This window comes from Nocardia sp. SSK8, from assembly GCF_037034205.1.
GTDB lineage: Bacteria > Actinomycetota > Actinomycetes > Mycobacteriales > Mycobacteriaceae > Nocardia.
In genome coordinates this window covers 87827-101226 of sequence record NZ_JBAGKD010000003.1, presented here as the reverse complement: position 1 = coordinate 101226, position 13400 = coordinate 87827, and the positions used below count along the sequence as shown (strand labels likewise).

At 70.2% G+C, this 13400-nt stretch carries 14 protein-coding genes; 4 read left to right on the top strand and 10 right to left on the bottom strand.

Annotated features, from left to right (window positions below):
• Positions 1-2: 2 nt before the first annotated feature.
• The 5 genes from WA675_RS07220 to WA675_RS07200 form a co-directional block, all read right to left on the bottom strand.
• On the bottom strand, positions 3-401 hold the full coding sequence (locus WA675_RS07220) for a TOBE domain-containing protein (protein ID WP_336083579.1): 399 nt from the start codon (positions 399-401) through the stop codon (positions 3-5).
• A gap of 911 nt (positions 402-1312) precedes the next feature.
• Positions 1313-2287 (bottom strand): DUF389 domain-containing protein, encoded by a 975-nt coding sequence (locus tag WA675_RS07215; protein ID WP_336083004.1) that lies wholly within the window; start codon positions 2285-2287, stop codon positions 1313-1315.
• Between the two features lie 56 nt (positions 2288-2343).
• Positions 2344-3003 carry a GAP family protein gene (locus WA675_RS07210; protein WP_336083003.1) on the bottom strand — a complete coding sequence of 220 codons (660 nt, stop codon included), beginning with the start codon at positions 3001-3003 and terminating at the stop codon, positions 2344-2346.
• Position 3004: 1 nt separating this feature from the next.
• Positions 3005-4663 (bottom strand): SulP family inorganic anion transporter, encoded by a 1659-nt coding sequence (locus WA675_RS07205; protein ID WP_336083002.1) that lies wholly within the window; start codon positions 4661-4663, stop codon positions 3005-3007.
• 58 nt (positions 4664-4721) lie between these two features.
• Positions 4722-6617, bottom strand: a complete 1896-nt coding sequence (locus WA675_RS07200; RefSeq protein WP_336083001.1) for an alkyl/aryl-sulfatase — start codon at positions 6615-6617, stop codon at positions 4722-4724.
• Between the two features lie 178 nt (positions 6618-6795).
• Between WA675_RS07200 and WA675_RS07195 the strand changes: the two genes are divergently transcribed.
• Positions 6796-7224, top strand: coding sequence for a DUF6325 family protein (locus WA675_RS07195; protein WP_336083000.1), 429 nt, complete (start codon positions 6796-6798; stop codon positions 7222-7224).
• Positions 7225-7236: 12 nt separating this feature from the next.
• A complete protein-coding gene (locus WA675_RS07190) occupies positions 7237-7557 on the top strand; it encodes an SHOCT domain-containing protein (RefSeq protein WP_336082999.1) in 321 nt (106 codons plus the stop codon).
• 3 nt (positions 7558-7560) lie between these two features.
• Here the strand turns inward: WA675_RS07190 and WA675_RS07185 are convergent, their stop codons facing one another.
• Together WA675_RS07185 and WA675_RS07180 are read right to left on the bottom strand one after the other, a co-directional pair.
• Positions 7561-8388 (bottom strand): SDR family NAD(P)-dependent oxidoreductase, encoded by an 828-nt coding sequence (locus WA675_RS07185; protein WP_336082997.1) that lies wholly within the window; start codon positions 8386-8388, stop codon positions 7561-7563.
• Complete coding sequence (locus tag WA675_RS07180) at positions 8388-9173, bottom strand: crotonase/enoyl-CoA hydratase family protein (protein WP_336082996.1); 786 nt, start codon at positions 9171-9173, stop codon at positions 8388-8390. The genes WA675_RS07185 and WA675_RS07180 overlap by 1 nt, the downstream gene beginning before the upstream one ends.
• Before the next feature lie 55 nt (positions 9174-9228).
• Here WA675_RS07180 and WA675_RS07175 point away from each other — a divergent pair, with 55 nt between their 5' ends.
• On the top strand, positions 9229-9825 hold the full coding sequence (locus tag WA675_RS07175; protein WP_336082994.1) for a TetR/AcrR family transcriptional regulator: 597 nt from the start codon (positions 9229-9231) through the stop codon (positions 9823-9825).
• A 5-nt stretch (positions 9826-9830) separates the two neighbouring features.
• Here WA675_RS07175 and WA675_RS07170 read toward each other — a convergent pair whose 3' ends face one another.
• Positions 9831-9962 carry a hypothetical protein gene (locus tag WA675_RS07170; protein WP_336082992.1) on the bottom strand — a complete coding sequence of 44 codons (132 nt, stop codon included), beginning with the start codon at positions 9960-9962 and terminating at the stop codon, positions 9831-9833.
• 122 nt (positions 9963-10084) lie between these two features.
• On the opposite strand from WA675_RS07170, the gene WA675_RS07165 reads away from it, so the two are divergent.
• Positions 10085-10480, top strand: a complete 396-nt coding sequence (locus WA675_RS07165) for a RidA family protein (protein WP_336082991.1) — start codon at positions 10085-10087, stop codon at positions 10478-10480.
• A gap of 77 nt (positions 10481-10557) precedes the next feature.
• Here the strand turns inward: WA675_RS07165 and WA675_RS07160 are convergent, their stop codons facing one another.
• Entirely contained in the window at positions 10558-12204 is a 1647-nt protein-coding gene (locus WA675_RS07160; RefSeq protein WP_336082989.1) for an ABC-F family ATP-binding cassette domain-containing protein, read from the bottom strand.
• Between the two features lie 217 nt (positions 12205-12421).
• Positions 12422-13390 (bottom strand): methylenetetrahydrofolate reductase, encoded by a 969-nt coding sequence (locus WA675_RS07155; RefSeq protein ID WP_336082988.1) that lies wholly within the window; start codon positions 13388-13390, stop codon positions 12422-12424.
• Positions 13391-13400 lie beyond the last annotated feature (10 nt).

Below are 13400 nucleotides of genomic sequence, written 5' to 3'. Positions count from 1 at the left end.
CATCAACTTTCGGGGATTTCTACAACAACATGGGTGGACTTCACCGAAGCGACGGCCACGCTGCCGACCTCGAGGCCGAGTTCGTCGACGGATTCGCGGCTCATCAGCGACACCAGGCGGAACGGCCCGGCCTGCATCTCGACCTGCGCCATCACGGTGTCCTTCACGACCCGGGTGACAATGCCCTGCATCCGGTTGCGCGCCGAGGTGGCGACGGCGGCGCCGGGCGGCACGGCCTCCCTCTCGCGCTGCAGGAACTCGGCGAGCTCGCGGCCCTCGACGCCTTTGCGCCCGTTGTCGAGCTGGATGGCCGCCAGTTTGCCCAGGTCGATGTACCGCCGGACGGTGTCATCGCTGACACCCATGAGCGTGGCTACTTCACTGATCCGCAGATTCGACACATCGAGCAGTTTATGGGGCTCAGCTGCGGAACGCGCGGAAAGGCCCGGGACGGCCATGAAAGCGGACCTCCTCTGCCCCGACCCGCGCGCGTCGCACCGGTCATCCGTCGCCGCACTTACGGCAATCCGGAACCGTAGGGAGACCCTGTTGCGCGGGAATCACATCGACCCGCGCCACGGGTAACAACCGCCTCTCCCGCGCCCGTCCCCCACCCGTGAGGTCCGGACGCGGGCGCGGCCCTCACTCGACGCCGAGCGTCACCTCCGTCGACTTGATCACCAACTGATTTCGTGTGCTGAGGCGCATCCGCCGACCGTAACCCCGGATATCCCCACCCGGCGGTTACGACGCGAGCGGATGCGCACCTGATTCGAAGGGGGATGTCCCGTGCCCGATACCGCGACCCACTCCGTCGCGACCGGCCCCGCGCTGTCGCGACGGCTGATGGTCCTGCTCGCGATCACCTGCGGAGATCGGCGCCGATCTGCGGCAGCAATGGCTGGGCCAGGTACACGCGTTCGTCGGCGCGGGTCTCCTGCTCTGTACTTCGGCAGCCGGTTCGCGGGCATCGCCGCCGGGTCGGCGGTCGGCACCGCGCTGTGGTCCCACCCGGGCTGGCACGCGGTGGTGGCGGGCGCCGTCGGGTGCAGCGTGGTGGGCCTGGTGGTTTTTCGAAGAATTGTGCGGTCGGGGTATTGAACACTCGGCAAATTCGGAGCACACTGGATAGACACCGGAACACCGGAAGAGAACCACACGGTAGACAAAGACGTTTGCCCATCGAGTGATTGTTTTTCAGGATCTGGCCCAGGCCCCCGGCAAGCCAGTCGAGTACCGGAATTCGTAGCGACGACTACGGTTCATGGATTCGATGGAGACTACCGGGGACTGTTCTGTGTGCACCCTTTCCTCAGCGCTGCGACTGCACCCGGGCGCCGACTGTGTGGACGAGGACGACATCCGGGTGCCAGGGCACCAGATCGTCCACCCGCTGCTGCAGCCGCGCCACCGGCGGTAGCTGTTCGGGACCGAGTACCGAGACGGTCGCGGTATCACCGTGCAGCTCCACATCGATCACCTGGGCGCCGGTGTCCTCGCGCAGCCAGTCGCGCGCGGCCTCGGCGATCTGCCCGGCCCACAGCGTCGAGAGCGAATTGATCACCATCGGCACCGCGACCAGCACCAGCGCCGCGCCCAGCGCCAGGTAGGCGCGGCCCCGGCGCGCGGCCGTGGACTCCGCGTCGGTCGCGTAACCGGCCAGCAGCAGCACGATGGTCGTGGTGATGATCATCGCCACCATATTGGAGGCGAACAGCACGAACGCGCCCAGCGCGAGCGCGGGCGCGTGCGCGCCGAGACACACCCCGACCACCCCGAGCGGCGGCACCAGCGAGATCGCGATCGCGACGCCGGGCAGCACGTCACCGACATCGCGGCGGGTGATCGCGACCGCCGCGACCAGCCCGGTGGCCAGGGCGGCGGTGAGATCCATGAGTTTCGGCGAGGTCCGCCCCACCACTTGCGCGTTGGTCAGCACATTGACCGGATTCGGCAGCAGCGCGGCGAACAGGAACCCCAGCGCGATCACCAGCACGACCCCGGCGCCCACCAGCAGCAGGCTGCGGCCCACCAGCCCGCCCCGCCCGCTCACCACGCCGAGCGCGACACCGAGGATCGGCACCGACAGCGGGGCGACGATCATCGCGCCGATCACCGTCGCCGTGGAATCCCCGATGACACCGGAGATCGCGATCACCGCCGACAGCACGAGCATGATCCAGAACGCCGATCGCTTCGCGGTGCCCTCACCGACCGACAGATCCAGCTTGTCGGTGAGCTCGTCGAGGGATCGGCGCTGCCCGGTCGGCACCAGATACGCGGTCATGGGCCGACGGTAGGTCGCGGCCGGGCGCCGCGAATCACCCGTTGTGGGTGAATCGTTCAGCCCAGCAGGCCGACGAGGCCGCGGAGGGCGAACAGGGTGCCGAAGCCGAAGAGGACCGACAGGGTCAGGGTGCGGCTGTGGGCCAGCATCCAGTCCTCCACCACCGCGAGGGTGTGGTCGGCGCGGTCACCCGCGATCAGGTACGCGCCGATCGGGAGGAGGAAGTCGGCCGACGCGGCCAGCAACAGAATGAGGGTGGCCACCAGGGAGGCGCCGATGGCCACCGCCGCGCTGGAGATGACGGTCATGCCGGAGAGCATGATGAACAGGTTCGGGTTCAGCACGCCGAGGACCAGCCCGATGGCGAACGCCTTACGCGGACCGGCGGTCTCGAGTTCGGTGAGCAGCTTCGGCCTGCCGCGCGATCCCACCGGCTTGCGGACCAGGATCCAGCCGCCACAGGCCAGAAACAGCAGGCCTACGACCAGCCCCGCGACATGCGAGACCCGCGCCGGGGTGGCCACCGGATCGGAGGCACCGCCGAGTACCGCCGACAGCGCGACCAGCAGATACACCGCGAGGAACCCCCCACCGAAGGCGGCGGCGTTGTGGACCGGTGTGCGCGAACGCAGCAGCAGCACACAGCCGATCACCGCGCCCGGCGTGATCATCAGCCCGATGATCTCCGGCGCCAGCATCCACAGCAACCCGCCCATGTCAGTCCCTTCCGTGTCCGTGCGACCGGATCTCGGCCTCGGCGTAGGCCGCCAGGGTCGACTCGCCGAGGGTGTGGGTCGCCGGGAAGAACTCGATGGCGATGCCCTGGCCCGCGAGCAGTTCGTCGGTCCACACCGCGCGGACGCGCGGGTCGACACCGCTGAGATAGAGCCGCCCGCCCACCGCGTCGAGCCGGTGCGCGTAGTCGGCGAGCACGTGCAGGAAGGTCGCGCTCACGCTCGTGCGCCCGCGCAACCGCAGGATGACGATCGGCTCGCGCGCCCCGCCCGGATCGGGCAGCCGGGTCTGCAGGGTGCGCGCCCCGGCGTAGAAGAGGCTGCCGTAGACATCCATGATCACGATCTCGTCGTCGGACAGGTGCCGGGGCAGGGTGTCCTCCACCAGGCGCCCGTCCTCGACCCGCAGCCGCACCACCTTCAGATCCATCGCTTCCTGATTGAGCTGGAGTAGCAGCGACAGCCCCACCCCCACCCCGACGGCGGCGGTGACCGGCAGCAGCAAGGTGGCGACGAAGGTGACCGCGAGCGCGGTGCGCGAGATGGTGCCGCTGCCCCAGATGGCCACCAGCCGATCGATGTCGAAGGCCCCGGCGGCGGCCACGACGAGAATGGCGGCCAGCGTCGGCATGGGCACCTTGCCGACCAGCCCGGTCAGCGCCACCAGGATCACCAGAATCCACAGCCCCGACCACACCGCGGCCCAGCGGGTGCGCGCGCCGGAGGTGACATTGATGGCCGTCTGCCCCAGCGACCCGCCCACCGGCATGCCACGGAACAGTCCCGCGGCGATATTGCCGATGCCCTGCGCGCAGAAGTCGCGGTCGACGCCGGAGCGGCGCCCGTCCGGATTCGGCGCCGATTCGGCGACTCCCGCGCCCTGCACCAGCACGATGACGGTCACCGCCAGCGCCCCGGCCAGCAGCGTCGGCGAGAACACGCTGAGCTGCGGAAGATGCGGCAGCGGAACGCCGGTCGGGATCTCCCCCGCCTCGGCCACGGTGGCGACCTCGTCCCAGCCGAAGATCAGGACGATCGCCGTGGGTACCACCAGCGCGGCCAGCGAGGCGACACTGCGCAACCGGCCCCGGCCCAGCGCCACCAGCAGCACGATCGCGGTGAGCCCGACGACCGCCGAACGCCAGTCGATCCCCCCGGGATGCAGCAGCACGTGCAGCGCCTTCAACGCCGCCACCGCACCCTCCGACGGCGCCCCGAGCAGCACCGGGAGCTGCCCGAAGACGATATTGGCCGCGATCCCGAGCAGGAACCCGGTCATCACCGAGTGCGAGACGAACCGCGTGTAGCGGCCCAGCCGCAGCACCGCGGCGGCGATCATCGCGATCCCGGCGACCAGGGTGAGCAGCACCAGCGCGGCCGAGCGGTCCTCGGGCGCGATCTCGGTCAGCGTGGAGCCCGCGGCCAGGGCCGAGGCGCTGGTGGTGGTGACCACCATCAGCTTGGTGCTGGTCCCGAATCCGCCGAAGAACCGCCCCGCCATGCTGGCGTAGAGGCCGTGCACCGGATTCACCCCGGCGAGCAGCCCCGCCGCCATCCCGTCGGGCACACCGGCGATGGCGCCGGGGACACCGGCGCCGATGTCGGCCTTGGTCATGCGCTGGCCCGCGAACGGGTTTCGCATCGCCTGCTCCTCCGGACAGCCGCCGGTCGGCGCGGGTCAGCCGACCGGCGGGGCGAACTCAGGGCGTCACGATGGCGAAGTCCGGGTCGGGGGCGTCGAGGTAGCCGACCAGTTCGACCAGTTTGCCGGAATCGCCGGTGACCTTCACCCGGCCGTCGGCGATCATCTGCCGCAGGTCCTGGCCGCCGAGCAGGGTGGCGCGCAGGTCCGCCTCGGTGAGGGCGAAGGTGGCGTCGGGGTCGGGCAAGTCGGTGTCGACGTCGAAGTGCACGAGCAGACCGTTGCGCAGCTGGGTGCGGTGCACGGTGCCGGTGTCGGTGATCCGCCAATCGAGCACGATCTGCGCGGCCCAGGCCCGTGGACCATCGATGCGCAGCGCGACCGCGTCGAAGATCTGCTCGACCGACAACGCGTCGGTGATGTCGGACGCGGCACTGGACAGCGGCGTCCCGACCGCGCCGTGGCGCAGTTCGTAGGCGCCCATGAGGAAGAAGTTGCGCCAGGTGCCGTTCTCGGACCCGTAGCCGAGCTGTTCGAGGGTATCGGCCTGGAGTGCCTTGGCCTCGGCATTGTCAGGTTCGGCGAAGATCACGTAGTTCAATACCTGGGCGACCCAGCGGAAATCGCCCTCGGCGTAGGACTTTCGCGCCTTGGCCAGCACCTCGTCGGCACCGCCCATGTACTCGAGGTGCCGCCGCGCGCCCTCGGTCGGCGGATGCTGCCACAGGGTCGCCGGGTTGCCGTCGAACCAGCCCATGTAGCGCTGGTAGATGGCTTTGACATTGTGGCTGACCGACCCGTAGTAGCCGTGCGTCGACCACGCGTTCTCGATCGCCGGGGGCAGCTGGATGTCCTCGGCGATCTCGATGCCGGTGGCGCCCTTGTTCAGCGCGCGCAGGGTCTGGTCGTGCAGGTAGCCGTAGAGATCGCGCTGGATCGACAGGAATTCGGTGAGCCGCTCGGTGCCCCAGGTCGGCCAGTGATGCGAGGCGAACACCACGTCGGCGCGGGCGGCGTAGCGGTTGATCGCCTCGGTCAGATACTTCGACCACACGTGGGGATCGCGCACGAGCGCGCCGCGCAGGGTGAGCAGGTTGTGCAGGGTGTGGGTGGCGTTCTCGGCCATACACAGGGCCCGCCGGGCAGGGAAGTAGAAGTTCATCTCCGAGGGGGCCTCGGTGCCGGGTGTCATCTGGAATTCGATCTGAACGCCGTCGACGGTGACGGTCTGCCCGGTGTGGTCGATGTACACCGTCGGCGAGATCAGGGTCGGCATGCCGGTCGAGGTGGTCGGGCCGAGCCCCGCGCCGACCGCGCCCAGCGGACCACGCGGCAGCGCGGCGCCGTACATGTAGGCCGCGCGCCGGGCCATCGCGGTACCGGCGTACACGTTCTCCTCCACCGCGTGCTCGGTGAAGCCGACGGGCGCGATGATCGGGCAGCTGCCCGCGTCCACCGCCTCCTGGGTTGTCACCCCCTTCACGCCGCCGAAATGGTCGATGTGGGAGTGCGAATAGATCACGCCGGTCACCGGGCGGTCGCCGCGATGTTCGCGGTAGAGCGCCAGCCCGGCCGCGGCGGTCTCCACCGAGATGAGCGGATCGATGATGATCACGCCGGTCTGTCCTTCGACCAGCGTCATATTCGACAGGTCCAAGCCACGGATCTGATAGATGCCGTCGGTGACCTCGTAGAGCCCCTGCATCGCGCACAGCTTGGACTGGCGCCACAGGCTCGGGTTCACCGTGGGCGGGCAGTCCTCGTCGAGGAAGGCGTAGCCGTCGCTGTCCCAGACCACCTCGCCCGCGTCGTTTTTCACGATCCCAGGTGTCAGCGCCGCGACGAATCCGCGTTCGGCGTCGGCGAAGTCCTGCTCGTCGCCGAACGGCAGTCGGCGCAACACACCGTCATTGCCGGATCGGATGCTGTCGGTCGCACTGTTCTGGCCGCTCATCGGTTCCCTTCCTCGCGACGAAGACTCCTGACACCGCCGCCCGGCCCGACGGCCGCGGCGACCCTTCCGCAGTATTCGTCGCCGGTAGCCCGGTCCGCCTCACCCACAGCGGGTGAATCGCGGCCGTTCACCCGATTCGGGTGAGGCGCCGCGCGCGCGATCGGCGCACGATGCGGATATGGGAGCAACTCCAGTACTCGGCCCGGTCGAGTTCGTCGTGCTGACCTTTCCCGGCACCACCGTCGACGCGGCGGTGGTCGACGCGCTCGCCGAGGTGGTGGGCAACGGCACCGTGACGGTGCTCGACCTGATCGTGTTGTCGATGGACGACGCGGGCGCCATCACCGAGCTCGAGATCGACGACGATCTCGAACCCGTGGGGCTGACCGGCCTGACCGCCGCCGACATCGATCTGGTCAGCGACGCTGACCTCGACGTGGTCCGCGCGTCGATGGCACCGAACAGCACCGCCGTGGTGGTGGTGTTCGAGGAGACCTGGGCCAGCCGCCTGGCCGCCGCCGTGCGCGGCGCCGACGGTGAAGTGGCCCTGCACGTCCAGGTGCCGCGCGACGCGGTCGAGGCCGCCGTCGCCGCGGCCACGGTCTAGAGAGGAATCGAGATGCCACTTCGGATGGGCCGCGTCGGGCGGCCGGGACTGCTGGGCACCGTGGCCCGCACCGCCGTCGTCGCGGGGACCGCGCAGGCCACCTCCAACGCGGTCAACAACCGGGCGCGCAGGCGGAACGCCGAACAGCAGGCGTATGCCGAACAGCAGGCGCCCCCACCGCAACCGGCCTACGCGCCCCCGCCTCCGCCGCCCGCGCCCTCGGGTGGCGGCACCGACGTGGTCGCCGAGCTGACCAAGCTGAGCCAGCTGCACGAGGCGGGCGCGCTCTCGGACGCGGAATTCGCCGCGGCCAAGACCAAACTGCTCGGCTGAGTCTCAGCCGACCAGCCCGCCGCTACAGGTGAGCACCTCGCCGGTGATGTAGTCCGATTCCGGCAGGCACAGCAGATACACCGCGCCCGCGGCCTCCTCGACGGTGCCGAGCCTGCCCAGCGGCGCGAGGTGCTGGGCAGCCTGCAGGATCATCGGATTCACGCCGACCTTGATCTCCTGCCCGGCGATATCGATGGTGGAGTCGTCGGTGGCCGAACTGGTGAGCCGGGTCTGGATCAGGCCGAAGGCGACCGCGTTCACGGTGACCCGGTAGCGGCCCCACTCCTTGGCGATCGCCTTGGTGAGCCCGAGGATGCCCGCCTTGCCCGCCGAGTAATTGGCCTGCCCGGCATTGCCGAACAGCCCGGCCAGCGAGGAGATGTTGACGACCTTGCGGGTGACCGGATCACCCTGGTCGCGTTCACGTTTCGCGGCGGCGCTGATCACCGGCTGGGCCGCGCGCAGGATCTGGAACGGCGCCTTGAGGTGCACGTCGAGGATGGCGTCCCACTGCTCGTCGCCCATATTCTGCACCACGGTGTCCCAGGTGTAGCCCGCGTTGTTGACGATGATGTCGAGCCCGCCGAAAGTGTCCACGGCGGTCGCGACGAAGCGGTCCGCGAAGCCCTCCTCGGTGACGCTGCCCGCGCAGACCGCGGCCCGTCCGCCCGCGGCGGTGATCTCGTCGGCGACCTGCTGGGCCGCGTCGGCGTCGAGATCGTTGACCACCACCGCCGCGCCGTTGGCGGCGAGCTTGTGCGCGATGGCCGCGCCGATCCCGCGTCCGCTGCCGCTCACGATCGCGGTCTTTCCTGCCAGTGCCGAGGTCATCAGGACTGTCCTTCCGTGGTGAAGTCGCCGTGGCGGCCCGCGCCCGCGGTGAAGCGGGCGGCGCCGTCGAGGGTGTCCGCCCGCAGCGAGGTCATGCCGCGGGCGAATTCGTTGGTCAGGGCGTCGGTTTCGGTCAGGTCCGCCTGTTCGAGCATGGACAGGCGGTCCTCGCGCAGACAGGTCTGCGGGAAGCGGGTGAGGTCGATGGCCAGTTCGCGCGCGGCGGCCAGGGCCTGACCGCGCGGCGCGATCCGGTTGACCAGGCCGATCCGGTGCGCCTCGGCGGCGTCGACCGGGCGGCCGGTGAGGATGAGGTCCATGGCGTGGCTCTCCCCGATCAGCCGGGGCAGGCGCACCGTGCCGCCGTCGATCAGCGGCACGCCCCAGCGACGGCAGAACACACCGAGCACCGCGTCCTCGTCGGCGACCCGCAGGTCGGCCCACACGGCCAATTCCAGGCCACCGGCCACCGCGTACCCGGAGATCGCGGCGATCACCGGCTTGCTCAACCGCATCCGGGTCGGCCCCATCGGGCCGTCACCCTCCGGCCCGGCGACATTGCCGCGCTCGGTGCCGATCGCCTTGAGATCGGCTCCCGCGCAAAAGGTTTCGCCCACGCCGTGCAGGATCGCCACGGCCGCGCCGGGGTCGACGTCGAAGTCACGGAAGGCGGCCGCCAGCGCGGCGGCGGTCGGGCCGTCGACGGCATTGCGCGCGGCGGGACGGTTGATGCCGATGAACACGAGCGGACCGTCGCGCTCGACCAGGACTGTGGGGGTGGCCATACCGGAATGAAACAGTCCGATCGGACTGTTGTCAAGACCTGCGAAGATACTCCGCATGGCTCCCCCCACCGAAGGCCGACGGCGCAGCGACGCCGCACGCAGCCAGAACACGCGTGAGCGCATTCTCGCCGCCGCGGTCGACAGCCTCGTCGAGGACGGTTACGCCGCCACCAGCATCGGCGCCATCCAGGCCAGGGCGGGTGTCTCGCGCGGCGCGCTGCTGCACCAGTACCCGAACAAGGCGCATCTGCTCGTGGACGCGGTGCGCCATCTGTCCGACCAGCAGGTCATCGAGGTCCGCACCGCCGAACAGCCCGGCGGCGACCCGGACTGGATGGCGGCACTGTGGCGCAGCTTCGCCACCCCGCTGTTCGGCGCGCTGCTGGAACTGTGGGTGGCCGCGCGCACCGACGCCGACCTGCGCGCGGCCCTGCTCCGCCACCAGCGCGACCTGCACACCACCATCCGCACCTCGATCGTGCGCGGTGTCGGCGAACCGCTCCCCGTGCAGTTCGACACCGTCTTCGAGATGACCCTCACCTACTTCCGCGGCCTGGCCCTGACCACCATCCTCAGCACCAACCACCGCGACCAGCTACTCGCCGACTGGCGCACGGCCATGTCGGCGCTGCTGACCACCGCCCCGCGCTGACCGGATCAGCCCGCGGCGGCGGCTTCGATGACGGCGGTGGCATCGCTGACGTCGGCGGCGAACACCTCGTGGAAGGACGCGGTAGCCGTCGGCGCGCAGGTTCGCGGCGACGCCGTCCCAGCTCGGATCCCGCTCATGTGAGTTCCTCTCCTACCGCGTGAACGCCTCCGCCGACCCTCCTCCGCGCGATGTCACACTCCCGCCGCGTCTTTCGTCTCCCCTGTGCGAACACATTCGATCGATCCCAGGAGAGAGTTCCATGTCTGTGCACCTCAGCAACCCGGCCGACCTGCACGATCCGACCGGCTTCGGCTACAGCCACGTCGCCCGGGTGACCGGCGAGCTGGTCCTGATCGCCGGTCAGTACGACTCCGACGCCGACGGCCACACCACCACCGAGGATTTCGCGGGCCAGGTCGCCCGCGCGTTCGCCAACCTCGGCACCGCCCTGCGCTCGGCCGGTCTCGACTACGCCGATGTCGCCCAGCTGCGCACCTTCATCGTCGACCACGACCTCGACAAGCTGACCGTTCTCGGCAAGCAGATCGCCGAGATCTGGGGCGACAAGCCACCCACCCAAACCCTCCTCGGCGTCGCCTCCCTCGCCCTCCCCGGCATGCTCTTCGAGGTGGACGCCCTCGCCGCCCGCGACTGAATCCCGCGACCCGCGATCCGCCACCACTGATCCCGGAGTCGCCCGATCAGGAGCGAACCCCGGGATCACACGCTTCGTCAGCTCCGCACGACGGCCTCCGACGCTCCCAGGTCCAGGCGAGGCCAATCCCGCAGGTCACGGCGGAGCTGGCGGTCGTGGGTGGCCACGACGACGGCGGCGGCGGTGGCCCGCAACGCCTCGGTGAGTTCGTCGACCAGGCTGATAGAGAGGTGGTTGGTCGGCTCGTCGAGGAGGAGGGCGTGGGGGCGGGCGGCGAGGGCGCAGGCGAGGTCGAGGCGGCGTTGCTGGCCCATGGACAGCTCGCCGATCGGCTTGTTCGCCTCGTGGGTGGTCAGCAGCCCGAGGGCGCTGAGCGCGACCCGGTCACCGTCGGCGAGTAGTCCGGCGGTGACGAGCTCGGCGAGGTGGGTCTCGTACACCTCGCGGGCCCGGCGGCGCAGCGGCCTGCGGGATTCCTGCTGGAGCAGGTGGATCCGGGCCTTGCGGGCGCGGTGGAACTCGCCGGTCGACGGCGAGATCGTCCCGCTCAGCACACCGAGCAGGGTGGACTTGCCCGCGCCGTTGGCCCCGCTGATCACCAGCCGGTCCCCCGAGTCCAGCGCGAGTTCGACCGGCGCCGTCAATCGCCCGGCGACGGTGACCTCCGCCGCGCGCACCAGCCTGACCCCGGCCCGGGTGGGCAGCTCGGGCATCCCGAAACGCTGCGGCGGGGTGGGCGCGGTGACGCGATGCTGCTCGAGGGCGTCCTGGCGCCGGTGCACCGCCCTGGCCACCGAGCCAGCCCGGGTAGCGCGGGCGTGTTTGCCGGTGCCCTTGTCCGGCCGCCAGCCGCTGACCAGGCGGTTCTGTGCCGCCGACAGGTCGTCGGCCAGCCGGGCCCGTTCGCTCTGCTGCTGTTCGTACTCCTCGATCCAGCGGGACCGTTCGGCGAGCCTGCCGTCCCGGTAGCCCGCGTAGCCGCCGCCGTAGACGCGCGGCCTGCCGTCGCGGGTCGGGTCGAGATCGAGGAACGTCTCGGCCACGTCGGTGAGCAGGGCCCGGTCGTGACTCACCACGACCACTCCGCCCGCGAACCCGCGCAGCTGGTCGGTGAGGAAGTCGAGCGCGGCCCGGTCGAGGTGGTTGGTCGGTTCGTCGAGCAGCAGGAAATCGTCACCGGCGGCCAGCAGCACCGCCAGCCGCACCCGGTAGCGCTGCCCCACCGACAAAGTGGACAGCGGCCGCTCACGCTCGGTGACGGCACCGAGCCCGGCCAGGGCGATGTCGACGCGGCGGTCGGCGTCCCAGGCATCGAGCAGCTGGGCCCGGTCCAGTGCCGCGCTGTAGTCCTCGTCGGCGCCGGGCCGTCCGTCGGCCATGGCTTCGGTGGCCTCGTCGAGCGCGCGCATCGCGGCGCGGGCAGCGGCGAGATGCTCGTCGACGACGGCGCCGATGGTGCGTGCGTCGTGGTCGGGCATCTCCTGGGTGGCCAGCGCCAGGGTGCCGACCCGCTGGACGGTGCCCTCGTCGGGGGCGAGTTCCCCGGCGAGCACGTGCAGCAGGGTGGATTTGCCCCGCCCGTTCTCGCCGACGATCGCCCAGCGCGAGCCGGGCGACACCGTCAGGTCGACACCGTCGAGCACCACGCGGTCACCGCGTCGCACACCGATACCGGTGCAGGTCAATTGTGCCCGGGCGTGGGCAGGCCGAATTCGCTTGTTCATGGTGTCCTCCGGGCACACCTCACCCAGCACGGGAGAAGGTGGAATGCCCTGGTCGATGGGCGCGCGCCGAGCGCGCGACGAAACATCGATGCGGGGCCGTCAGCTGTCCGCCGATGCGGACGCGGCCCGGAATCTCAGAGGAAGAACAAGTGCATGGCATCCACGCTAACAACCACCTCTCCACCCGTCGAGCGAATTGATCGCCGACGGGTGGCTGCTACGCGACGGCGGGGGTGCGGCTGGCGTAGCCGAGGTTGGTGAGGACTTCGCTGGTGGCCTTGGCGAAGTTGAGGGTGATGAAGTGCAGGCAGGGGGCGCCTTCGTCGATGAGGCGCTGCGCGATCTCGGTGGCGATCTGGATGCCCTCGGCCCGGACGGCGGCGGTGTCCTCCCGCGGACCGGTCCCCGCGGCTCGTCGCAGCCGCGCCAGCACCGCGGCGGGCAGGGCCCGGCCGCACAGTTCCTCGGCCCGCTGCACCGTGCGCAGCGAGGTGATCGGCATGAGCTCGGGAATGATCGGCTTGGCACCCTCGGCCGGGTCCATGCCGACAATCCGGTCCCGCAAGCGCAGATAGTGCTCCACGTCGAAGAACATCTGGGTGATCGAATACTCCGCGCCCGCACGCAGTTTCGCCGCGAGATGCCGGGTGTCGTGGTCCAGATCGGGCGAGCGGTGGTGCCCCTGCGGGAACGAGGCGACGCCCACGTGGAAATCCCCGAGATCGCGAACGATGCGGACGAGTTCCTCGGCGTATTCGACCCCGTCGGGGTGCTTGCGCCACTCGCCCAGCGGGTCGCCGGGCGGATCACCGCGCAGGACGAGCAGGTTGTGGATCCCCGAGTCGGCGTAAGAACCGATGAGCGACCGCAATTCGGCGATGCTGTGGCCGACGGCGGTGAGGTGGGCGACCGGGAGCAGGGTGGTCTCGGCGGCGAGCTCACCGGTGATACGGACCGTGCGGTCCTTGGTGGAACCCCCGGCGCCGTAGGTCATCGAGACGAAAGCCGGGTGCAGCCGCTCGAATTCGCGCACCGCGCGCCACAGGCGGGACTCTCCGGCGGCATCGCGGGGCGGGTTGAACTCCACCGAGAACGGCACCCGGTGTCCGCGATATTCGCGCAGGCGCTGCGCCACCGACAGGGTGCGAGACGGTAGCCGCGCCGCCTCGGAACGCTCACCGGTCATCGACATCCCC